This is a genomic window from Streptomyces sp. NPDC051987 (assembly GCF_040680735.1).
Classification (GTDB): Bacteria; Actinomycetota; Actinomycetes; order Streptomycetales; family Streptomycetaceae; genus Streptomyces.
Genome location: NZ_JBFAXI010000070.1, coordinates 1 through 20,019, shown reverse-complemented (window position 1 = coordinate 20,019; position 20,019 = coordinate 1). Strand labels below are relative to the sequence as shown.

The following is a 20,019-nucleotide window of genomic DNA, read 5'->3' as shown; positions in this document are numbered from 1 at the left end:
CCCGAGGGCCGGCAAAAAGAAACAGCGCAGGAGTAATTCCCGGATTGTCGAAAGCCGCGGCTCTCCCGCAAAGGGACGCCGATTCCCACTGGAGTATTCGATGCGATTCGCGCTTCGTACCACCGCCCCCGCCCGCCGTGTCGCCCGCAGTGCCGGTGCCGTCGCCGCCGTCGCGCTCGGCGCCTCCCTGATGGCGGCTCCGCAGTCCTACGCCGACAGCACCCCGACCACCAGGGAGCTCCTCGACGCCTGCAGCTGGGCCGACTCGTGCGAGTTCCACCCGCAGAGCTACTCGACGTACACCGGCCCCAACCACCAGGTCGGGGCCACCGCGTACAACTGCGCCAGCCAGACCAACCAGCACCGCATCGACTGGTCGGACACGACCGCCTCCACCAACTCGGTGGGTGTGTCGATCACCGCGTCCGCCAAGTTCTGGGAGGTCTACGAGGTCTCCGTCGAGACCAGCTACCGGCACGACTGGACGACGTCCCACACCGACACCGAGAGCGACACCGTCAACATCCCGGCCGGCTACAAGGGCTGGATCGAGCGCGGCACCGCCAAGCAGAAGGCCACCGGCTGGTACGAGATCCACTTCGGCACGCGCTACTACGGCCACTACATCTGGTACGTCAACAACTACGAGTCGACCGGGTTCAACAACGACGCCCCCAAGGCCGGTTACGTCAACTTCAAGGACGCCAAGATGACCGCCGCCGAGCGCGCCGCCCACTGCTGAACCACCCCAGGACAGCGGGCGGCCCCTGAGTTCCGTCCGCGCAGAAAGGCACGAACGACATGGGTACCCTCCGCCGAAACCTCACCGTCGCCGCGCTCGCCGTGGCCTCGGCCGTCGGCGTCCTCGCGACGCCGGCGACCGCGAGCGCCGCCACCGCCAACGTGCAGATCCAGGTCTGCAACGACAACAACGCGGCGCTGCGCTTCTACCTCGTCGGCTACAACGACCACGGCGACTGGGTGGGCTCCCGGTTCTGGGACGTCCCGGCCCGCAGCTGCGGCACGGCCGACAACTACTGGTGGCGGACCAACAGCTCCGTCGAGTTCCACTACGTCCGCCCGCCGGCCGGCTGGTCCTGGCACCAGGTGTACGTGCCGAAGTCGGGCGACGGCAGCATCTGGACGTTCCACCAGTCGTAGTCGCGGCCGCACGGCCGACCACCGACCGCTCAGGGCCCGGCGCACCCACCGGGCCCTGAGCCATGCCGTCGGGCACCCCCTGCGGGAGCGTTTCCGCTCAGGCTGTGTCGTGGGCCAGGATCTTCTTCAGGTCCTCGACCACCGTCGGGATCTCGCGGTCGAAGGCCAGGCCGTCCACGCCCTCGTCGGTGACCACCGCCAGGAGCGCCCGGGTGCCCACCGCGGTCACGATGACGTGGCCCGCGCTGCAGCGGGCCGTCAGCTGGCGCAGGGTGCCGGTGTCGCCCTGGTCGGCCAGGCGGTGGCCGAGGGAGAGGGCGGCGGAGGCCACGGCGGCCATGGACTCCGGGTGGGTCTTGTCGGTGTCGCTCGCTACCACCAGCCCGTCGACGGTGGCCAGGGTGGTCTCACGGACGCCCATCACCCGGTCGCGCAAGGAGACGAGGATGTCCTGCACGGGATCGTTCATGGTCGCTTCCTCCAGTGCTGCGGTGCTCGGTGGTGCGTGGGTCACGGCCGGCCGTGACCCAGAGGGTGTCGTGCGGATGCGCCCGGCGCGCTCTAGCGCTTACGGCGGGGGAGCGGGGTCGCCGAGGGCTGCGGGGTCGTCGGCGGCTGGGGCAGGGTGCGCGGGGCCGTGCTGGGCCGGCCGCCGGGGGCGGTGGACGGGGTGTGGAGGAGCCCCAGGCCCAGGAGGTCGCGGAGGTCCAGCATGACGGCGAACAGGCCGCGGCCGAGGGTGAAGGCGATGTCCCGCGGCGTCCGGCGGCCGTCGGCGACCGTCAGGAGCGTGCGGTGACGGGCGGAGAGCCGGGCGGTCCGCAGCGGGTCGCGGGCGGCCGGGGCGGGTTCCAGACGCTCGCGGGCGAAGCGGGCGGTGGCGCCGCGTTCGTTCGAGAGCAGGCGGATACGGCGGGTGTTCTCGGTGACCAGGCGGTCGGGCGGCACCGCGGCGCCCGTGACGAGCAGGGGCCGCGGCTCGGCCACCTCCCAGCCGTCCGGGCTGGTCAGGGCGAGGGCGAAGGTCGCGTCGAACAGTGCCGACCGGCCGACGATCTCCAGTTCCGTGGCGCCCAGCAGACCCTGGGCGACCAGTTCCAGGGCCAGCCGGGCGGGGTCGGTGCCGGTGGCGCGGGCGGCCGACCAGTCGTCCTCGGTGACCCGGCCCGACTTCAGGAGGAGCACCTCGACGCCGGGGGCGCCAGGGGTCTCCACGCCGACGACCATGCCGTCGCGGACATGGATCACCCCGCCCGGGGTGCCGGAGACCAGCACGGCGCACGAGCGCTTCTCGGTGTGCAGACCGGCCAGCAGGGCGGGGACGTTGCGGGCGGTCGGCGTCGGCCGGGTCATGCGAGCAGTCGGCCCGTGCGCTCGGCCAGGTCGCGCAGCGCCCAGGTGATGTTCGTGCGGTCCCGGTCCACCAGGGCGAACAGCAGGAGCGGGTCGCCCTGCCGGGCGACGGTGGTCGTCACATGGTGGTGGGCCGCGGTGGTGACGACGATGCTCTCCAACTCGCCTGCGAAACCGGCCTGGTTGAGGTGCATGGTCGCCAGGTGGGCGGTCTCCTGGGCGTCCTGGGCCGGTTCCGGGTCGCCGTACTCGGCGTAGGCGAGGCCGGTCACGCCGTCCAGGAGGGTGGCGGCGGTGACGCCGGGCGTCTTTCCGACGTCGCCCAGGACGGTGTCGAGCAAAGCCATGAGTTCCCCCTCCGGACCCCTGGATCGCACAGTACTTTATTGCCAAGTCTTGCAACACTGGCCAAAGATGACGCTTATTCAGACTCGGATACGTCACGAAGCAACCTCCGGCGTGCAGCTTGCGTCCGAGTCGACCCACGTAAGGAAATCGAGGGCACCAGCGTGAACATCGAGACAACGCTCAAGGAAGCCATGAGCATCGACGGGGCCGTCGGGGTCGCCCTGGTCGACTACGAAAGCGGCATGTCGCTCGGCACGCTGGGCGGCGGACCGCACCTGGACCTGGAGCTGGCCGCGGCCGGCAACACCGAGGTGGTCCGCGCCAAGCAGCGCACGCTGAAGTCCATCGGGCTCGACGACGAGATCGAGGACATCCTGATCACGCTCGGCGGCCAGTACCACCTGATCCGCCCCCTGACCAGGGCGGGCGGCTCGCTCTTCCTCTACCTCGCCCTGGACCGGAGCCGCAGCAACCTGGCGTTGGCCCGGCACAGCCTGAAGAAGCTGGAGAGCGAGCTGGAGATCTGACCGCCCCGGTGCCATGCCGCGCCGTCCCGCCCCGGCCCCGCGTGGCCCGGGGCGTCGGCCGGGGCCGGGGCGCCGACGTCCAGTCGGTAAGCGCGCCCGGGTGACGGGCGTAGCGTAGAGGGCATGACGAAGTACGGCTCCTTCCCCGGCTCGCGGCCGCGTCGGCTGCGGACCACCCCCGTCATGCGGCGCATGGTCGCCGAGACCCGGCTGCACCCCGCGGACTTCATCCTCCCGGCGTTCGTCCGCGAGGGCGTGGGCGAGCCGGTGCCGATCGCGGCCATGCCCGGCGTCGTGCAGCACACCCGGGACAGCCTGAAGAAGGCGGCCGCGGAGGCCGTCGCGGCGGGCATCTCCGGGATCATGCTCTTCGGGGTGCCGGAGGAGAGCAAGAAGGACGCCCTGGGCACGCCCGGCACCGACCCCGACGGGATCCTCCAGGTCGCGCTGCGCGATGTGCGGGCGGAGGTCGGCGACGAGCTGCTCGTGATGTCCGACCTGTGCCTCGACGAGACGACCGACCACGGCCACTGCGGCGTGCTCGACGCAGAGGGGCGCGTCGACAACGACGCCACCCTGGAGCGGTACGCCGAGATGGCCCAGGTGCAGGCCGACGCGGGCGCCCATGTCGTCGGGCCCAGCGGGATGATGGACGGGCAGATCGGCGTCGTCCGGGACGCGCTCGACCAGATCGGGCGCGAGGACGTCGCGATCCTCGCCTACACCGCGAAGTACGCCTCCGCCTTCTACGGCCCCTTCCGTGAGGCCGTCGGGTCCTCCCTGAAGGGCGACCGCAAGACCTACCAGCAGGACCCCGCCAACGTGCGGGAGTCGCTGCGCGAGCTGGCCCTCGACCTGGAGGAGGGCGCCGACATGGTGATGGTCAAGCCGGCCGGTCCCTACCTCGACATCCTCGCGCGGGTCGCCGACTCCGTGGACGTGCCCGTCGCCGCCTACCAGATCTCCGGCGAGTACTCGATGATCGAGGCCGCCGCCGAGAAGGGCTGGATCGACCGCGACCGGGCGATCCTGGAGACCCTGACCGGCATCAAGCGGGCCGGCGCGCAGAACATCCTCACGTACTGGGCGGTGGAGGCCGCCCGGATGCTGGGCTGAGCCCGGCGGTTCTCCGCGAGCCCGGCCTGATCCGAACGAGAGGCCCTAGGCCCGAGCCGGGTCGGCGGCGGGCCGGACGAGGGCGGCCGAGGAGGACGGCCCTTCGTCGCGTACACCCTGGCCGTCGCGGCAGCCGGTGAGGGTGGTGGCGGCGACCAGGGCTAGGGCGGCCGCCGTGAGGAGACGGCGGCGGCCGCGGGTCGGGGCAGAGTGCCTGGCGGCCATGCGAGGGCTCCTTTGACGGTCTGGGTGCGGTCGACGGTCCCGAAGCATCCTCGGCCTGTGCCACGGCCCGCCCGCAGCAACCGACTTCGCGGGCGATTCGGGACGCACGTGCCCGGCCCACCGCGCTGACCTGCCACGTTCCGGCACCGCCCGTCCGCATCGCGGAATCACCGGTGTAGACGGCACCTACCTCTCTACGCTCCCGCCAGGACGAGGACCAAGACGAGGACCAGCCAAGGAGCCGCCCATGACCGTCACGCCCGCACCCGCGCCCGCCGCGCTGCCCCCGCTCGCCGCCCGCAGCCGGAGCGTCGGCGGTTCCCCCGTGCGGGACATCCTGGCGGTGACCGCACGCCCCGAGGTCATCAACTTCGCGGGCGGCCTGCCCGCACCGGAACTGTTCGACCGGGAGGGCATAGCGGCCGTCTTCCGAGCGGTCCTGGAGGAGACCCCGGAGCGGGCGTTGCAGTACTCCACCACGGAGGGCGAGCCCACGCTGCGCGCCGGGCTGGCCGCCCGCCTCGGCACCCGGGGCCTGCCCACCGACGCCGACGACCTGCTGATCACCACCGGCTCCCAGCAGGCCCTCTCCCTGCTGACGACCGCGCTCGTCGAACCCGGGGACGCCGTCCTGGTCGAAAGCCCCTGCTACCTGGCGGCACTCCAGGTGTTCGGACTGGCCGGAGCGCGCGTGCTGGCCGTGCCCGGTGACGCGGACGGCGTGGACCCGGCCGCCCTGACGGAACTGATCCGCGCCGAGCGGCCCAAGCTCCTCTACCTCGTCCCGACCTTCCAGAACCCCACCGGCCGCACCATGCCCGCCGCCCGCCGCGCCGCCCTCGCCGCCACCGCCGCCCGGCACGGCCTGTGGATCGTCGAGGACGACCCCTACGGTGAGCTGCGCTACGACGGCGACCACGTCCCCTGGATCGCGTCCTTCCCCGGCGCCGAGGACCGGACGGTCCTGCTCGGCTCCCTCTCCAAGGTCATGGCCCCCGGCCTGCGCCTCGGCTGGCTCCGCGCGCCGGACACCCTGCGCCGCGCCTGCGCGGTCGCCAAACAGGCCGCCGACCTGCACACCCCGACCCTCAACCAACTCGCCGCCGCCCGCTACCTGGACGTCCTGGACGCCCATGTCGCCACAGTGCGCGCGGTGTACGGCGCCCGCCGCGACGCCATGCTGGCCGGCCTGGCCGACGCCCTCCCGGCCGGCTCCACCTGGAACCGGCCCGAGGGCGGCATGTTCCTCTGGGCCAGGCTTCCCTCGTCGTACGACACGACCGCGCTGCTCCGCCGGGTGGTGGACCACGACGTCGCCTACGTCCCCGGCGAACCCTTCTACGCCGCCGACCCCGACCGCTCGACGCTGCGGCTGTGCTTCGTGACGCAGACACCGGAGGAGATCGGGGAGGGACTGCGGAGGCTGGCGAAGGGGCTGGGCGGCTAGGCGCCTTCGCCGGACGTGCTGCGACTGCCGTCGCTCGGCTGCGGCGCCGTCGTGGCTGGTCGCGCAGTTCCTCCCCCAGCCTCCGGCCGGGGGTACCCCCAGCGCCCCTACGGGGCGCTACGGCGCTAGTCCCACCAGAAGTGCCACAGCCGCTCGCCGACCAGTCGCTCGGCGTACGACGAGAGGGTGTCGTCGGCGCCGGGCAGCACGGTGTAGGGGCAGAACCCGAAGTGCTCGGCGGCGACCGCCTCCGCCGCGTCCAGGTCGGCGGGCGGGGCGGCGACGGAGAGCGCGAGGTGGTCGAAGCCCAGGGCCACCACCCGGACGCCGAACCGGTCCTCCCAGGAGCGCAGCACCGCGCACAGCCGGGCCACGTCCTCCTCGTAGTTGACCGGGCCGCTCCAGCCGATGGCCGCCGGTATGTCCGCGCTGCGCCGCGCCGACACCAGCGCCAGGTGCGGCTCCTTCAGCCACGGGCGGCCCTGCGAGAGCGCGTCGGCGACATCGGCCGCCCGCACGTCCGGATCCGCGACCAGGGCCGGGGCGGCGGCGAGTCCCGGCCACTCCTCGCCCTCCGGCGGGCCTTCCTCCCAGAAGTCCTCCAGCACCTCGTCGGCGTCGTGATCCCCCGGGTACGAGGTCTCGCCGGGCGCGAAGTCCCAGTCGTCGATCTCGGAGACGTCGATGAGCACCGGCAGCAGCCCCGCACGGGCGGCCGGCGCGCCCAGCGCGCTCCAGGTCCCGGGCCCGGCGGGCTGCCCGGCATACCACAGCAACGGCTCGTGCCACGGGCCGTCGAGCGTGTCGCCGAGCAGTGTCCCGGGCGGGAGTTGAAGCCCCAGGGACCGACCGCTCGGGTCGGTCGCCAGCTTGGGCAGCGGGTTGGGAAGAGTCGCCATGGCAGTGACTGTAAGGGGCACCACTGACAACGCCGGACGCGGTTATCCGAGGGAGGCGGCGAAGGCGGCCCAGGCGGCGGGGGAGGCGGTGAGAGTGGGGCCGGTCGCCGCCGGGTTCTTGGAGTCGCGGATGTGGACGGCGTGGGGGCAGGCGGCTACTTCGACGCATTCGCCGCCGCTGTAGCTCGACTTCCGCCAGGTGACGGCGACTTCGAGGCACGCGCCGCCTTCGCTGCCGCTGTAGGTCGACTTGAACCACTGAAGTGCCTCGGTGCTCATTGCTCTCCTAGCAAGCGGTCAAGCAGGTCCATCGAGTCCTGAGTGGTCAGGGCCTGTGTCCGCAGCATCGCATACTTGCGCGCCAGCCTGGAGACCTCGTCCGCGTCGGAGACCCACTGGCTGCCGCGCTGTGATTCGGTGTACGCGAGGTGCTGGTGGTCCGGGGTTTCGAGGAGGATGAAGGGCCCGTCGACACCTGCGTGGCAGGGGCTGGTGAGGAGCAGGAACTGCAGTGACACGCAGGGAAGTTCGGCGATCTCGCGGAGGTGCCGGAGCTGCCCCCTCCGCACCTCCGGCCCACCCAGTGCCATGAGCAACGCCGGTTCCCAGACGACGAAGCTCAGCGTCGGCGCGTTTCTGCGGTGCAGGATCTCCTGGCGCTCCAGTCGGGCCGCCGTCCGCGTCTCGACCTCGTCCTCGTCATAGGCAGGCACACGGTTGCGCAGGACGGCCCGCACATACGCCTCGGTCTGCAGGAGACCGGGGAGCACCGCGTTGTCGTACCAGGACAGGGCGATCGCCTCGCGCTCGTGCTCCATGTAGACCTCCGCCCACATCGGGAACTGGTCCACATCCGGCAGGTTCGCCACCCCCGCCGCCAACATCCCCTTCGTGTCCAGGACTTCGTCCATCCGCGCCGCCACGTCCGGCTTCAGCGCCCGCCTGCCCTGCTCGATCGACGCGACCGTCTGCTCGTCGAGCCCCACCCGCAGGCCCAGCTCGGACTGGGTCAGACCGGCGACCCGGCGGGCCGCGCCGAGCTGCTTGCCGAGCATCTTCATCGACGTCTGGTTCTTCGGCCGCGGCGGCTTCTTCGCGCTCATGTCGGTCTCAATCCCCTGGGGCACGCGTACGTCACCGGGTCGGAACCCGTACAAAAATTTCGTACGGGTTCACTGCCTGCTCCAGGTTGGTGACTCTGCGCGACATTCGTCCCGTGAACGACGTAACCGAACTCCTCTGTCCCCGCGAACAGTTCTACGTCCGGGAGCGCCGGTCCGTACCCGCGGCCAGGCGGTTCGCCGCGCAGTCGCTCAGGTGCTGGGGCCTGGCGGACTGGCCCCGCGCCGACGACATGTCGCTGTGCGTGAGCGAGTTGGCCACGAACGCCCTTCTGCACGGGGTGCCGCCCGGCCGCGGCTTCCTCCTGCGACTGCGGTACGACGGTGACGTCGTCCGCGTCGAGGTGCACGACAGCGGGTCTGGCGTACCGAAGATCGCCGAAGAAACGTACGGAGAGGGCGGCCGCGGGCTGGTGCTGGTCACGGCGCTCGCCGACAAGTGGGGGGTGGTGGAGCGGGAGCTCGGCAAGGTGGTGTGGGCCGAGTTCGAGACGTCCGCCGTGGCGGACGTACAGCTGGTATAACCAATGGTATGTCGACGAGTAAGCTCACGGTGACCGTGCCGGACGAACTCCTCAAGGCCGCACGCGAGGCGGCGGACGGCAATCTGTCGGCCTTCGTCGCCAGAGCCATAAGAGACCAGCTGTTGCGGGACGCGATGGCGCTGTACGCCGAGGACAGCGCCCGTATCGGAGACGACCTGGACGACCTGTACAGCGCGGCGGAGGACGACCTGTGCGACAGCTGAAGCGTGGCCAGGTGTGGACCGTCCCCACAGTGGGCCGGGACCGCACGGTGGTCGTCGTCCAGAACGACCACGTGGCCGAGCTGCACCCCGGCGCGGTCCTCTGCGCGCTGCTCGACACGTCCGGGGAGCGGCGGGAATCACTGGTCACGGTGCGGGTGACGACTCCGCTCAGGGGAGTGGTCCTGGCCCCGGACCTGTACAACTTCCGGCTGGGCCGGTTCGAACAGGGGAAATACCACGGCGACGTTCCCGGTGAGCAGATGGAACGCGTGGACATCGCATTGCGGGCGGTGCTCAGCCTCTGACTTCGTCCATCGCGTGAAGCGTCCACCGGGGCCCGGAGACCCCGGTGGACGACTGAGACCGGTCAGAGCCGCTCGGGGGTCCTGATGCCCAGCAGGGCCATGCCCTGGTGGAGGGTGCGGGCCGTCATGTCGCACAGGAGGAGGCGGTTCTCCACCTGGGCGGGGGTGTCGGCCTTGAGGACCGGGCACTTGTCGTAGAACGACGTGTAGAGCGACGCCAGCTGGTACAGGTACGCGGCCAGCTTGTGCGGGGCGTACTCCGCGGCCGCCTCGAAGACCGTGTCGCCGAACGCGTCCAGGTGCAGGCCCAGCGCCCGCTCCGCCGCGTGCAGGGCCAGCTCCGGATGCGCGGCGGGCCGTACCTCGCCCGCCTTGCGGAGGATCGACTGGATACGGGCGTACGCGTACTGGAGGTAGACCGAGGTGTCGCCGTTCAGCGAGACCATTTGGTCCAGGTCGAACTTGTAGTCCCGGTTGGGCGACGTCGACAGGTCCGCGTACTTCACGGCGCCGATGCCGACCTGCTGGGCCCGCTCCTGGATCTCGTCCTCGGTCAGGTCCTGCGCCTTCTCCCGGACGACCTCGGCGGCCCGCTGCACCGCCTCGTCCAGCAGGTCCTCCAGCCGCACGGTCTCACCCGCACGCGTCTTGAACGGCTTGCCGTCCGCGCCCAGCACCGTGCCGTAGCCCATGTTGTGCGCGGTGACGTCCTCGGTGAGCCAGCCGGCCCGGCGGGCGGCCTCGAAGACCATCTTGAAGTGCAGGGACTGGCGGACGTCCACGACGTAGAGCAGGGACGTGGCGTGCAGGTCCTGGACCCGGTTGCGGATCGCGGTCAGGTCGGAGGCCGCGTAGCCGAAGCCGCCGTCCGCCTTCTGCACGATCAGCGGGACCGGCTGGTCGTCCTTGCCCCGGATGTCGTCGAAGAACACGACGAGCGCGCCCTCGGAACGGACCGCGACACCGCTCTCCTCCAGGAGGCGGGCGGTCTCCGGCATGCCGTCGTTGTACGCCGACTCGCCGACGATCTCGTCGTCCCTGATCTCCATGTCGAGCTTCTCGAAGACCGAGTAGAAGTAGACCTTCGACTCGTCCACGAACCGCTGCCACAGGTCGAGGGTCTCCTTGTCGCCGGACTGCAGGGCGACCACCCGCTTGCGGGCCCGCTCCTTGAACTCCTCGTCCGCGTCGAAGACCGCCCGGGAGGCCTTGTAGACCCGGTTCAGGTTGGACATGGCCTGCTCGCCGTCCGTGTCGGTCTCCGCGGACAGCTGGTCCGGGTTCTCGATCAGGTACTGGATGAGCATGCCGAACTGGGTGCCCCAGTCGCCGATGTGGTGCCGGCCGATCGTCCGCTCGCCGGTGAAGTCGAGCATGCCGCGCAGGGCGTCGCCGATCACCGCGGAGCGCAGGTGGCCGACGTGCATCTCCTTGGCGACGTTCGGCTGGGCGTAGTCGATGACCGTGATGCCGGGGTCCGCCTTCAGGGGGACGCCGAGCCGGGCGCCGTCCGCGTACCGGGCGGCGAGGTTCTCGGTGATCGCCCGGTCGGAGAGGGTGATGTTGAGGAAGCCGGGGCCGGAGACCTCGACGTCCTGGATCAGGGCCGGGCCGGTGGTGATGCGGGAGACGACCTGCGTCGCCAGCTCCCGGGGGTTGGCCTTGGCCTTCTTGGCGGCGGCGAGGATGCCGTTCGCCTGGTAGTCGGCCCGGTCGCTGCGTCGCAGCAGCGGGTCGACGGGGGCCGCCGGCAGGGTTGCCGAGAGGGCGTCGGTGAGCTGCTGGTTGACGGAGGCGGTGAGGGGGGTGACCGGGGCCATGGGGTGGGAGCCGTTCTCCTCGGGGGGCTTGGTAGACGGGTCCAGTATTTCACGGGGGGTAAAGGGGTTTTTGCGGCTACGGGGGTGGGGGTTCGGTGCGTGGCCGGGTGCGGGTGCGTTGTGGTTGCTCGCGCAGTTCCCCGCGCCCCTTGGTGGCGGCTGCGCCGCCGGCTTGTCGCGCAGTTCCCCGCGCCCCTGAGCGGCGGCTGCGCCGCCTGGGGCGGGGCTTACGGGGTTCTTGTGTTAACGCGTTTTCGTGGAAGGGGGGGTGGCTGGGAGAATGGGGGCGTCAGCCGTGCGACCGTATCGGCTGCCCCGTGTCAGAAAGAAGGACGTGCCGACGTGGCTCAGAGCACCGAGACCACCGACTGGGTCTCCCGTTTCGCGGATGAGGTCATCGAGGAGTCGGAGCGTCGGGCCCCGGGCAAACCGGTCGTCGTCGCGTCCGGGCTCTCACCGTCGGGCCCCATCCACCTCGGCAACCTGCGCGAGGTCATGACCCCGCACCTGGTCGCCGACGAGATCAGGCGGCGCGGGTACCAGGTCCGGCACCTGATCTCCTGGGACGACTACGACCGCTACCGCAAGGTGCCCGCGGGCATCGCCGGGGTCGACGAGAGCTGGGCCGAGCACATCGGCAAGCCGCTCACCTCCGTGCCCGCCCCTGAGGGGTCCCCGTACCCGAACTGGGCCGAGCACTTCAAGGCCGCGATGGTCGAGTCGCTGGCCGAGCTGGGCGTGGAGTTCGACGGGATCAGCCAGACGGCGCAGTACACCTCGGGTGTCTACCGCGAGCAGATCCTGCACGCCATGAAGCACCGCGGCGACATCGACGCGATCCTCGCCCAGTACCGGACCAAGCCGAAGACCGGCAAGAAGCCCCAGCAGAAGGCCGTCGACGAGGCCGAGCTGGAGGCCGAGGAGGGCTCGGGCGCGGCGAGCGAGGACGACGGCTCGTCCGGCTCCGCCGGCTACTTCCCGTACAAGCCGTACTGCGGCGGGTGCGGGAAGGATCTGACGACCGTCACCGCGTACGACGACGACACCACCGAGCTGACCTACACCTGCACCGAGTGCGGCTTCGCCGAGACCGTCCGGCTCAGCGAGTTCAACCGCGGCAAGCTGGTCTGGAAGGTCGACTGGCCGATGCGGTGGGCCTACGAGGGCGTCGTCTTCGAGCCCAGCGGGGTCGACCACTCCTCCCCGGGGTCCAGCTTCCAGGTCGGCGGCCAGATCGTCGGGATCTTCGGCGGCAAGCAGCCCATCGGGCCCATGTACGCGTTCGTGGGCATCAGCGGCATGGCCAAGATGTCCTCGTCCCGGGGCGGGGTGCCCACCCCGGCCGACGCGCTGAAGATCATGGAGCCGCAGATCCTGCGCTGGCTGTACGCCAGGCGCCGGCCCAACCAGTCCTTCAAGATCGCCTTCGATCAGGAGATCCAGCGGCTCTACGACGAGTGGGACAAGCTGGACGCCAAGGTGGCCGACGGATCCGCGCTGCCCGGCGACATCGCCGCGCACTCGCGTGCCGTCCGTACCGCGGGCGGCGAGCTGCCCCGCACGGCGCGCCCGCTGCCCTACCGGACGCTGGCCTCCGTCGCCGACATCACCGCCGGCCACGAGGACCAGGCGCTGCGCATCCTCAGCGAGCTGGACCCGGAGCAGCCGCTGGGCTCGCTGGAGGAGGTGCGGCCCCGGCTCGACAAGGCCGAGGCCTGGATCAACACGCAGGTGCCGGCCGACCAGCGGACCATCGTCCGCGAGGAGCCGGACGCCGAGCTGCTGAAGTCCCTCGACGAGGCGTCCCAGCAGTCCGTACGACTGCTGCTCGACGGGCTCGCCGACCACTGGTCGCTGGACGGGCTGACCCACCTCGTCTACGGCGTGCCCAAGGTCCAGGCCGGTTTCTCCGCCGACGCCACGCCGAAGGAGCTGCCGCCGGAGATCAAGACCGCCCAGCGGACGTTCTTCGCGCTGCTGTACCACCTGCTGGTGGGCCGTGACACCGGGCCGCGGCTGCCCACTCTGCTGCTCGCGGTCGGGCAGGAGCGGGTACGGGCCCTGCTCGGGGCGTGACGCCGGATTGAGCTAGGGGCCCTCCCCAGCGGGAGGGCCCCTTCCTCATGCCGTGGTGCGGGTCTACGCGATGTGGTCTTCCTGGAGTTCCGCCGTGTGGCGGTTGGTGAAGCGGTTGACCATGCGGTCCGCGTCGCGTTGTGCGAGCGTCATGCCGTAGGTCGCCTCCACGTCACCGCGGAACTGGCTCGAACTGGGGTAGCCGCCGTCGATCGACTTCTTGAAGACCAGGTAGAAGTCTTCCTCGGTCGGCTCCGGGGGGCCACCGCCCTCGCCGAGTTCACGGGTGCGGCCCGGACCGGAGGGGATGGGGAAGCTGCCCGTCGTCTCCGACGGGGACTCCTCCGGGACCGGCTGCTCCTGGGGCGGCTGATCCGGCGGGAACCGCTGCTGGAGCTGCGCCTGCTCGTACTCCCGCAGCTGGCGCTGGTACTGCTCCTGCTCCTGCTCGTACTGCCAGGCCGCGTACTGCTCCTCGGTGTACGGGGGCTCGTACGTCGGGTCGTAGTCGCCGTGGTACTCGATCTGCTGCGGGTTCCTGGCGTGCAGCCAGGGGTTGATCTCCGGGTCGGGCTGCGGCGGTACCGGCTCCGAGGGGTAGCCGGGCTGCTCGGCACGGGGGCCGGGGACCAGCACCGGGCGCTGCTCGGCCGGCGGCGCCGCCTGCTGGGCGGCGGGTGCCGCCACGGCGGCCCGGCCGGCCGCGGTCTGCTCGGCGGCCGGCGGCAGCGCCGGGATCTCTATGCCCGCCGCCGCCAGGCCCTCCGGGGCCGTGTCGGCCAGGGGGACGCCGTACTTGGCGAGGCGCAGGGGCATCAGGGACTCCACCGGGGCCTTGCGGCGCCAGGCGCGGCCGAAGCGGGAACGGAGCCTCGCCTGGTAGACGAGACGTTCCTGCTCCAGCTTGATCACCTGGTCGTAGGAGCGCAGCTCCCACAGCTTCATCCGGCGCCAGAGCAGGAACGTCGGGACCGGGGAGAGCAGCCAGCGGGTGAGGCGGACCCCCTCCATGTGCTTGTCCGCCGTGATGTCCGCGATCCGGCCGATCGCGTGCCGGGCTGCCTCGACCGCCACCACGAACAGCACTGGGATCACCGCGTGCATGCCCACGCCCAGCGGGTCCGGCCAGGCCGCCGCGCCGTTGAAGGCGATCGTCGCGGCGGTCAGCAGCCAGGCCGTCTGCCGCAGCAGCGGGAAGGGGATGCGGATCCAGGTCAGCAGCAGGTCCAGGGCGAGCAGGACGCAGATGCCCGCGTCGATGCCGACCGGGAACACGTACGAGAAGTTCCCGAAGCCCTTCTTGATGGCCAGCTCACGGACGGCGGCGTACGAGCCGGCGAAGCCGATACCGGCGATGATCATCGCGCCGGTCACGACCACGCCGATGAGAACGCGGTGCATCCGGGTCAGCTGCATTGGCGCGGCCACCGGTACTCCCCTCCCCTTGCGTGTTGTTGCGCGCAACAGGGTGGCACATCAGTGCGGCGCACGTATGGCCGGTCAGCTCTTCTTGGCTGACGACTTGGACGGCGACGCACTGGGAGAGGCGGACTTGGAGGGCGACTGCGAGGGGGTCGCGGAAGGTGAACTCGGCGCCGTGCCCGAGCCGTTGGCCGTCGAGACCGACGCCACCGCCTCCACGGCCGCCTGCTCCGCCGCCTTCGTCAGCGTGTCCGCGTCCGGACTTTTCTCACCCGCGAGACCCGCGCCGTTGTAGTCGACGGTGACGACGACGTTCGCGACGCGTGCCACGACCGTCTGCTGCTTGAAGGCGCCCTCCTTCTTCTTCAGGTCGTAGCGCACGGCCGTCGCCTGGTCGCCCGCCCCGGAGACCGGCACCGACTTGGTGTTCTTCGCGCCGGCCACGGACTGGGCGTCCCGCACCTGGCTCGTGTAGTACGCCTGCGCCTGCTGATCACCGGAGCCGCGGCCGGCGTCCGAGTCGAAGCGGAGGAAGGAGATGTTCAGCCAGCGGAACTGGGACCCCTTCACGCCGTTGTTGTCCAGGCTGCTCCAGGAGCAGCTGCCCCGCGTGGCCACGTCGTTCGACGCGCCCTCCTTGCCCGACTTCACGCCCTCCGGCACGAGCGAGGTGAGCGTCTTCTTGGACAGCACCGCGCACGGCTCGGGCAGCTTGGCGTACTTGGCCGCCTGGACGGTCGGCGAGGCGGCCGCGGAGACGCCGGTGTCGGTGGACCCGGCGGCGGAGGTCGAGCCGCCGCCGGCCGTCCCCTGGGCGGCGCTGTCCGAGTCCGAGGAGCAGGCCGTCGCGAACAACGCCACGGCGGGGACGGCGGCCGCGCAGACGAGGCCGCGGCGCAGGCGCCCTGCCCGCCGCTGTGCGTTCCGCTCGTTCCGGGCGCGCTGGTCGTCTCGCTGGACTGCTACTCGCTGCATGGTTCCTTCACTCATACGTTCGGGGTTCCTGCGGTCGGATCGGGTCCGAGGGGCCACGGTACGCGGTGAGGAAGCTGTGCGGTTTCGGTTCGCGTGCTTTGCGGGCGGGGTGCAAAAGGGGTGCAGAGGGCCTCAGCCGTTGAGCGCCTCGGCCAGTTGCCCGGCCAGGTTCTGCGCCCTGTCCTGCATTTCCTTGCTGTCCGGGACCGTCCCGGTGGCCATCGGCTGCTCCTCGTACACGATGGTCACGACGACGTTGGACGTGCGGAACACCACAGTCACCGTCCGCTGCTCGGCCGTCGAACCCGAGCCGCTGAGCTGGTCGTCGAGATACGCCTCGTCGCCGAGATCGGAGAGGGTGCGGGGCTGGAGACCGGGCGGTGTGGCGGTGGAGGAGGCGGACGCGGACGCGGTGGAGGAAGCCGAGGAGGAGGCGGACTCGGACGCGGACGTCGACGCGTTCGGCGACGGGGAGTTGGCGGCCGACTCCGAGGGGGACTGCGTCTCGGCGGGGCTCGGGGGCGCGGACTCGGGGATGTCGGCCGCGGTCTCCCGCTGCGTGTAGATGGTCTGCGCCTCGTTGTCGTCGCTGACCGCGTTGTCGTACGACACCACGCGCTCGAAGTCGACGGACAGCCGGTCCGTGGCGTCGTTCGACGCGATCTTCCAGTGGCAGCCGACCTTGCGATCGGTGTCGTAGGTGAGCGTGGCCTCGCCCGCGTACGCCTTCTCGCGCTGCTCCTCGTCGTTGATCTGGGCGATGCCGGGGAGCAGGGAGTCGAGGGTGTCGTGGCTGACCGCGCCGCAGGCCTCCGGGAGGGTGCGGTACTTGCCGGGCTGCGCGGCCACGGTGGAGGTGCCGGTGTCCGCGTTCTTGTCGCTGATGTCGTCGCCACCGGTGGAACCGCTCGTGCAGCCGGCCAGCAGCGCCGCGAGAAGGGCGGCGATGCCGGTTACGTACGCCTTCCGCTGCACGGTCAGGCTCCTTCCGTTCACTGGTCCGCTCGGTCCTGCTCCAGTGTCCCCGCTGGTTAATCGCTTGCCGCAGTGGGGCGCCCGCTGGAGACAATGTCTACCGCACGCACTGCTGTGAACGCCGGTCCCCTGTCTGGTTCCTGTGACTCTGGCGCCTCATTTGCGTTTTGTTGAATTTAAAGATTTTTGTCCTTTTTGTTGTGCTGTTCGCGGGGGAATGAGGAAGACATGCCGTACGTGGAGATGCCGGGCGCGAAGGTGCCGATCCGGATGTGGACCGACCCCGCGACCGTCGAGGACGGGGCGCTCCAGCAGCTGCGCAACGTGGCGACCCTGCCGTGGATCAAGGGCCTGGCGGTCATGCCGGACGTCCACTACGGCAAGGGCGCGACCGTCGGGTCGGTCATCGCCATGCGGGGCGCGGTGTGCCCGGCGGCGGTGGGGGTCGACATCGGGTGCGGGATGTCCGCGGTGAAGACGTCCCTCACGGCGAACGACCTGCCGGGGGACCTGTCGCGGCTGCGCTCGAAGATCGAGCAGGCGATCCCGGTCGGGCGGGGGATGCACGCGGATCCGGTGGAGCCGGGGGACTTCCCAGGGCTCGCTGCCGCCGGGTGGGGAGAGTTCTGGGGGCGGTTCGACGGGGTGGCGGACGCGGTGAGGTTCCGTCGGGAGCGGGCGCATCAGCAGATGGGGACGCTCGGAGGCGGCAACCACTTCGTCGAGGTGTGCACCGACACGACCGGTGCGGTGTGGCTGATGCTGCACTCCGGTTCCCGGAACATCGGCAAGGAACTCGCCGAACACCACATCGGCGTGGCCCAGAAGCTCCCGCACAACCAGGGCCTGGTCGACCGCGACCTCGCCGTCTTCGTCGCGGACACCCCGCAGATGGCGGCGTACCGCAACGACCTGTTCTGGGCGCAGGAGTACGCGAAGTACAACCGCACGCTGATGATGGCGCTTCTGAAGAACGTGATCCGCAAGGAGTTCAAGAAGGCGAAGCCGGTCTTCGAGCCGGAGATCTCCTGCCACCACAACTACGTGGCGGAGGAGCGGTACGAGGGCATGGACCTGCTCGTGACCCGCAAGGGCGCGATCCGGGCCGCCTCCGGGGACTACGGGATCATCCCGGGCTCCATGGGCACCGGTTCGTACATCGTGAAGGGTCTCGGCAACGAGATGTCCTTCAACTCGGCGTCCCACGGCGCAGGCCGGCGCATGAGCCGGAACGCCGCCAGGCGGCGCTTCTCGACGAGGGACCTGGAGGACCAGACGCGGGGCGTGGAGTGCCGAAAGGACTCCGGTGTCGTGGACGAGATCCCCGGCGCCTACAAGTCGATCGACCAGGTCATCGACCAGCAGCGGGACCTCGTCGAGGTCGTGGCGAAGCTGAAGCAGTTCATCTGCGTGAAGGGCTGATGCGAGGTACCCCCGGCTTGCCGCCGGGGGCACCTCGACGTCGTGTCACCGCGTGCTGGGCGGTTCGAGTCGCCGAAGCAGCGGGCGTGAGGGACGAGTTCGCAGAACGGTGTCGTAGCCTGCTCGTCATGTTGCGCCGCTTGCTGGTTCTGCCGTGGGTACACACGGCGTACGACGTCGCGATCGCGGTGCTGGTGGCCTACATGGCCGCGGACTACGACGAGGGATACGACCGGTTCGTCGGCCTGGCACTGGCCCTGGCGCTCGTGTTCCGTCGGCGGCGGCCGCTGACCGTGATGGGCCTGGTCTCGGGGCTTGCGCTGGTCCAGTACGTGCTGATGTCCGGCACGACCCCGTACGCCGTGGTAGCGGTGCTCGTCGCGATGGTTTCGGTGGTCACCCATACCCGGACGATGTGGCACGCCTACATGGTGGGCGCGGGCGTACTGCTGGGCGTGGTGGTGACTTACGGCGGGTTGCTCCCCTTCGGCGGGCCGACGACCGAGACCTTCGCCGACATCGTGGCCTTCGGTGGGGTCTGTGCGGCGGTGTGGCTGACCGCCATGGTGCTGCGGACCCGCCGGCTGTACGTGGCCACTCTCGAGGACCGGGCGGCCACGGCCGAACGGGAGCGTGAGCACTTGGTGCAGCTCGCGGCCGCCGAGGAACGCGCCGAGATCGCACGGGAGTTGCACGATGTGGTCGCCCACAGTCTGGCGGTGATGATTCTTCAGGCCGACGGCGCCGGATACGTCCTCAAGACGGATCCGGACAAGGCCGGTTCTGCGTTGCAGGCGATCGGCGACACCGGACGTGACGCGCTGGCGGACATGCATCGGATCGTGCGGGTGCTGCGGGGCGGGCGCGCCTCAGGTCAGGGCGAGGCCCCGGATGCGGGGGCCGACCGTCGCCGGGTCTCGCTGGACGATCTGGAGACCGTGGTCGAGCGGGCCCGTACCGCCGGGCTGAACGTGACGTTGGCGGTCGAGGGCGAACAGGACGGGCTGCCGACGGCGGACGAACTGACCGTGTTGCGGATCGTCCAGGAGAGCCTGACCAACGTGCTGCGGCATGCCGGTCCGGGCGCGGACGTCGCGATCACGCTGCGGTTCGACAAGGACGTGGTGCAGATCGGCGTGGTCGACGACGGAGCCGGCAAGCTGGCCGGCTCCGTGCCCGCGTCGGAGAGGTCCAGCGGTGGGAACGGTCTCGTAGGCATGCGCGAGCGCGTGGAGGTGTCCGGCGGCAGTTTCACCGCCGGACCGCGCCTGGGCACGGGTTGGCAGGTCGCTGCGGAGCTGCCGGTGAGGACGAGGGGATGAACGAGATGAGCGGGCCGATCCGAGTCGTCGTGGTGGACGACCAGCCGCTGATCCGGGCCGGGTTCGCCATGGTGCTGGCCGCGCAGAGTGACATCGAGGTCGTGGGCGAGGCGGAGAACGGCGCGGACGCCCTGAGGCTGCTGGCAACCACCAAGGCCGATGTCGTCATCATGGACATCCGCATGCCCGTCATGGACGGGGTCGAGGCGACGCGCCGCTTGGCCGAACTCACCGAAGCCCCACGGGTGCTGGTGCTCACCACCTTCGACACCGATGAGGACGCCTTCGCCGCCCTACAGGCCGGCGCGAGCGGCTTCCTGCTCAAGAACACCCCACCGCAGGAAGTCGTGACGGCGATCCGTGTCGTGGCGGGCGGTGAGTCCGTCGTGGCCCCGCGCATCACGCGCCAGCTCCTGGACCGGTTCGCGGGCAAGCTGGGCCCTTCGCCCCGCCACGACGCACGGCTGGACCTGTTGACCACGCGCGAACGGGACGTGCTCGGGCTGATAGCCGAGGGCCTCTCCAACAGTGAGATCGCCGCTCGCCTGTTCATCGCCGAGGCGACCGTGAAGACCCACTTCGGAAAGATCCTCACCAAGCTGGACCTGCGCGACCGCGTGCAGGCCGTCATCTTCGCCTACGACGCGGGCCTCGTCAGCCCCGCGAGCTGAGCCCTCGGCGGGACCGGGAGGGGAGGGCGGGACTACGACCGCGGTCGTAGCACATCGCTAGAGCACACGTCTTAAAACCACTCACC

At 70.6% G+C, this 20,019-nt stretch carries 23 protein-coding genes; 12 read left to right on the top strand and 11 right to left on the bottom strand.

All coding sequences use genetic code 11. The annotated features are described in order from the left end of the window. Positions 1-100 precede the first annotated feature (100 nt). Positions 101-742, top strand: a complete 642-nt coding sequence (locus tag AB0M11_RS29540; RefSeq protein WP_365710775.1) for a hypothetical protein — start codon at positions 101-103, stop codon at positions 740-742. A gap of 59 nt (positions 743-801) precedes the next feature. Beyond that, positions 802-1,161 carry a hypothetical protein gene (locus AB0M11_RS29535; protein ID WP_365710773.1) on the top strand — a complete coding sequence of 120 codons (360 nt, stop codon included), beginning with the start codon at positions 802-804 and terminating at the stop codon, positions 1,159-1,161. Between the two features lie 97 nt (positions 1,162-1,258). Here the strand turns inward: AB0M11_RS29535 and AB0M11_RS29530 are convergent, their stop codons facing one another. From AB0M11_RS29530 to AB0M11_RS29520, 3 genes are all read right to left on the bottom strand, one after another. Continuing rightward, complete coding sequence (locus AB0M11_RS29530; protein ID WP_365710771.1) at positions 1,259-1,630, bottom strand: roadblock/LC7 domain-containing protein; 372 nt, start codon at positions 1,628-1,630, stop codon at positions 1,259-1,261. A gap of 92 nt (positions 1,631-1,722) precedes the next feature. Further along, entirely contained in the window at positions 1,723-2,514 is a 792-nt protein-coding gene (locus AB0M11_RS29525) for a hypothetical protein (RefSeq protein WP_365710769.1), read from the bottom strand. Next, positions 2,511-2,861 carry a hypothetical protein gene (locus tag AB0M11_RS29520; RefSeq protein WP_365710767.1) on the bottom strand — a complete coding sequence of 117 codons (351 nt, stop codon included), beginning with the start codon at positions 2,859-2,861 and terminating at the stop codon, positions 2,511-2,513. The genes AB0M11_RS29525 and AB0M11_RS29520 overlap by 4 nt, the downstream gene beginning before the upstream one ends. A 162-nt stretch (positions 2,862-3,023) precedes the next feature. On the opposite strand from AB0M11_RS29520, the gene AB0M11_RS29515 reads away from it, so the two are divergent. Further along, positions 3,024-3,389, top strand: a complete 366-nt coding sequence (locus tag AB0M11_RS29515) for a hypothetical protein (protein WP_365710765.1) — start codon at positions 3,024-3,026, stop codon at positions 3,387-3,389. 123 nt (positions 3,390-3,512) lie between these two features. Further along, entirely contained in the window at positions 3,513-4,505 is a 993-nt protein-coding gene (gene hemB, locus AB0M11_RS29510; protein ID WP_365710763.1) for a porphobilinogen synthase, read from the top strand. Between the two features lie 45 nt (positions 4,506-4,550). Here hemB and AB0M11_RS29505 read toward each other — a convergent pair whose 3' ends face one another. After that, positions 4,551-4,730 carry a hypothetical protein gene (locus tag AB0M11_RS29505; RefSeq protein WP_365710761.1) on the bottom strand — a complete coding sequence of 60 codons (180 nt, stop codon included), beginning with the start codon at positions 4,728-4,730 and terminating at the stop codon, positions 4,551-4,553. A 247-nt stretch (positions 4,731-4,977) separates the two neighbouring features. Here AB0M11_RS29505 and AB0M11_RS29500 point away from each other — a divergent pair, with 247 nt between their 5' ends. Further along, positions 4,978-6,177, top strand: coding sequence for a PLP-dependent aminotransferase family protein (locus tag AB0M11_RS29500; protein ID WP_365710759.1), 1,200 nt, complete (start codon positions 4,978-4,980; stop codon positions 6,175-6,177). Between the two features lie 125 nt (positions 6,178-6,302). On the opposite strand, the gene AB0M11_RS29495 is transcribed toward AB0M11_RS29500, so the two are convergent. Genes AB0M11_RS29495 through AB0M11_RS29485 form a run of 3 tightly spaced genes read right to left on the bottom strand, consistent with a single transcriptional unit; the run spans position 6,303 to position 8,179 of the window. Further along, positions 6,303-7,076 carry a DUF4253 domain-containing protein gene (locus AB0M11_RS29495; RefSeq protein ID WP_365710757.1) on the bottom strand — a complete coding sequence of 258 codons (774 nt, stop codon included), beginning with the start codon at positions 7,074-7,076 and terminating at the stop codon, positions 6,303-6,305. Between the two features lie 42 nt (positions 7,077-7,118). Continuing rightward, positions 7,119-7,355: a DUF397 domain-containing protein gene (locus tag AB0M11_RS29490; protein WP_365710755.1), complete on the bottom strand. Its 237-nt coding sequence runs from the start codon at positions 7,353-7,355 to the stop codon at positions 7,119-7,121. Then, positions 7,352-8,179: a helix-turn-helix transcriptional regulator gene (locus AB0M11_RS29485; RefSeq protein ID WP_365710753.1), complete on the bottom strand. Its 828-nt coding sequence runs from the start codon at positions 8,177-8,179 to the stop codon at positions 7,352-7,354. The genes AB0M11_RS29490 and AB0M11_RS29485 overlap by 4 nt, the downstream gene beginning before the upstream one ends. A 113-nt stretch (positions 8,180-8,292) precedes the next feature. On the opposite strand from AB0M11_RS29485, the gene AB0M11_RS29480 reads away from it, so the two are divergent. From AB0M11_RS29480 to AB0M11_RS29470, 3 genes are read left to right on the top strand one after another with little or no spacing between them, the layout of a single operon-like run. After that, complete coding sequence (locus AB0M11_RS29480; RefSeq protein WP_365710751.1) at positions 8,293-8,721, top strand: ATP-binding protein; 429 nt, start codon at positions 8,293-8,295, stop codon at positions 8,719-8,721. 8 nt (positions 8,722-8,729) lie between these two features. Then, on the top strand, positions 8,730-8,945 hold the full coding sequence (locus AB0M11_RS29475) for a hypothetical protein (RefSeq protein WP_365710749.1): 216 nt from the start codon (positions 8,730-8,732) through the stop codon (positions 8,943-8,945). After that, the gene (locus tag AB0M11_RS29470) at positions 8,933-9,250 is read left to right on the top strand and encodes a type II toxin-antitoxin system PemK/MazF family toxin (RefSeq protein ID WP_365710747.1); all 318 of its coding nucleotides are present in this window, start codon (positions 8,933-8,935) and stop codon (positions 9,248-9,250) included. Before AB0M11_RS29475 ends, AB0M11_RS29470 begins: the two co-directional genes overlap by 13 nt. A gap of 62 nt (positions 9,251-9,312) precedes the next feature. On the opposite strand, the gene argS is transcribed toward AB0M11_RS29470, so the two are convergent. Then, on the bottom strand, positions 9,313-11,070 hold the full coding sequence (argS, locus tag AB0M11_RS29465) for an arginine--tRNA ligase (RefSeq protein WP_365710745.1): 1,758 nt from the start codon (positions 11,068-11,070) through the stop codon (positions 9,313-9,315). 342 nt (positions 11,071-11,412) lie between these two features. On the opposite strand from argS, the gene lysS reads away from it, so the two are divergent. Beyond that, positions 11,413-13,146, top strand: coding sequence for a lysine--tRNA ligase (gene lysS, locus AB0M11_RS29460; RefSeq protein WP_365710743.1), 1,734 nt, complete (start codon positions 11,413-11,415; stop codon positions 13,144-13,146). A 63-nt stretch (positions 13,147-13,209) separates the two neighbouring features. Here lysS and AB0M11_RS29455 read toward each other — a convergent pair whose 3' ends face one another. The 3 genes from AB0M11_RS29455 to AB0M11_RS29445 form a co-directional block, all read right to left on the bottom strand. Continuing rightward, a complete protein-coding gene (locus AB0M11_RS29455; RefSeq protein ID WP_365710809.1) occupies positions 13,210-14,547 on the bottom strand; it encodes a DUF2637 domain-containing protein in 1,338 nt (445 codons plus the stop codon). Positions 14,548-14,646: 99 nt separating this feature from the next. Further along, a complete protein-coding gene (locus AB0M11_RS29450; RefSeq protein ID WP_365710741.1) occupies positions 14,647-15,543 on the bottom strand; it encodes a DUF3558 domain-containing protein in 897 nt (298 codons plus the stop codon). Positions 15,544-15,675: 132 nt separating this feature from the next. Then, positions 15,676-16,518, bottom strand: a complete 843-nt coding sequence (locus AB0M11_RS29445; protein ID WP_365710739.1) for a DUF3558 domain-containing protein — start codon at positions 16,516-16,518, stop codon at positions 15,676-15,678. A gap of 228 nt (positions 16,519-16,746) precedes the next feature. On the opposite strand from AB0M11_RS29445, the gene AB0M11_RS29440 reads away from it, so the two are divergent. From AB0M11_RS29440 to AB0M11_RS29430, 3 genes are all read left to right on the top strand, one after another. After that, positions 16,747-17,940: an RtcB family protein gene (locus AB0M11_RS29440; RefSeq protein WP_365710737.1), complete on the top strand. Its 1,194-nt coding sequence runs from the start codon at positions 16,747-16,749 to the stop codon at positions 17,938-17,940. Positions 17,941-18,068: 128 nt separating this feature from the next. After that, the gene (locus AB0M11_RS29435) at positions 18,069-19,262 is read left to right on the top strand and encodes a histidine kinase (RefSeq protein WP_365710735.1); all 1,194 of its coding nucleotides are present in this window, start codon (positions 18,069-18,071) and stop codon (positions 19,260-19,262) included. Beyond that, positions 19,259-19,933 carry a response regulator transcription factor gene (locus AB0M11_RS29430; protein ID WP_365710733.1) on the top strand — a complete coding sequence of 225 codons (675 nt, stop codon included), beginning with the start codon at positions 19,259-19,261 and terminating at the stop codon, positions 19,931-19,933. Before AB0M11_RS29435 ends, AB0M11_RS29430 begins: the two co-directional genes overlap by 4 nt. The last annotated feature ends 86 nt before the right edge of the window (positions 19,934-20,019 follow it).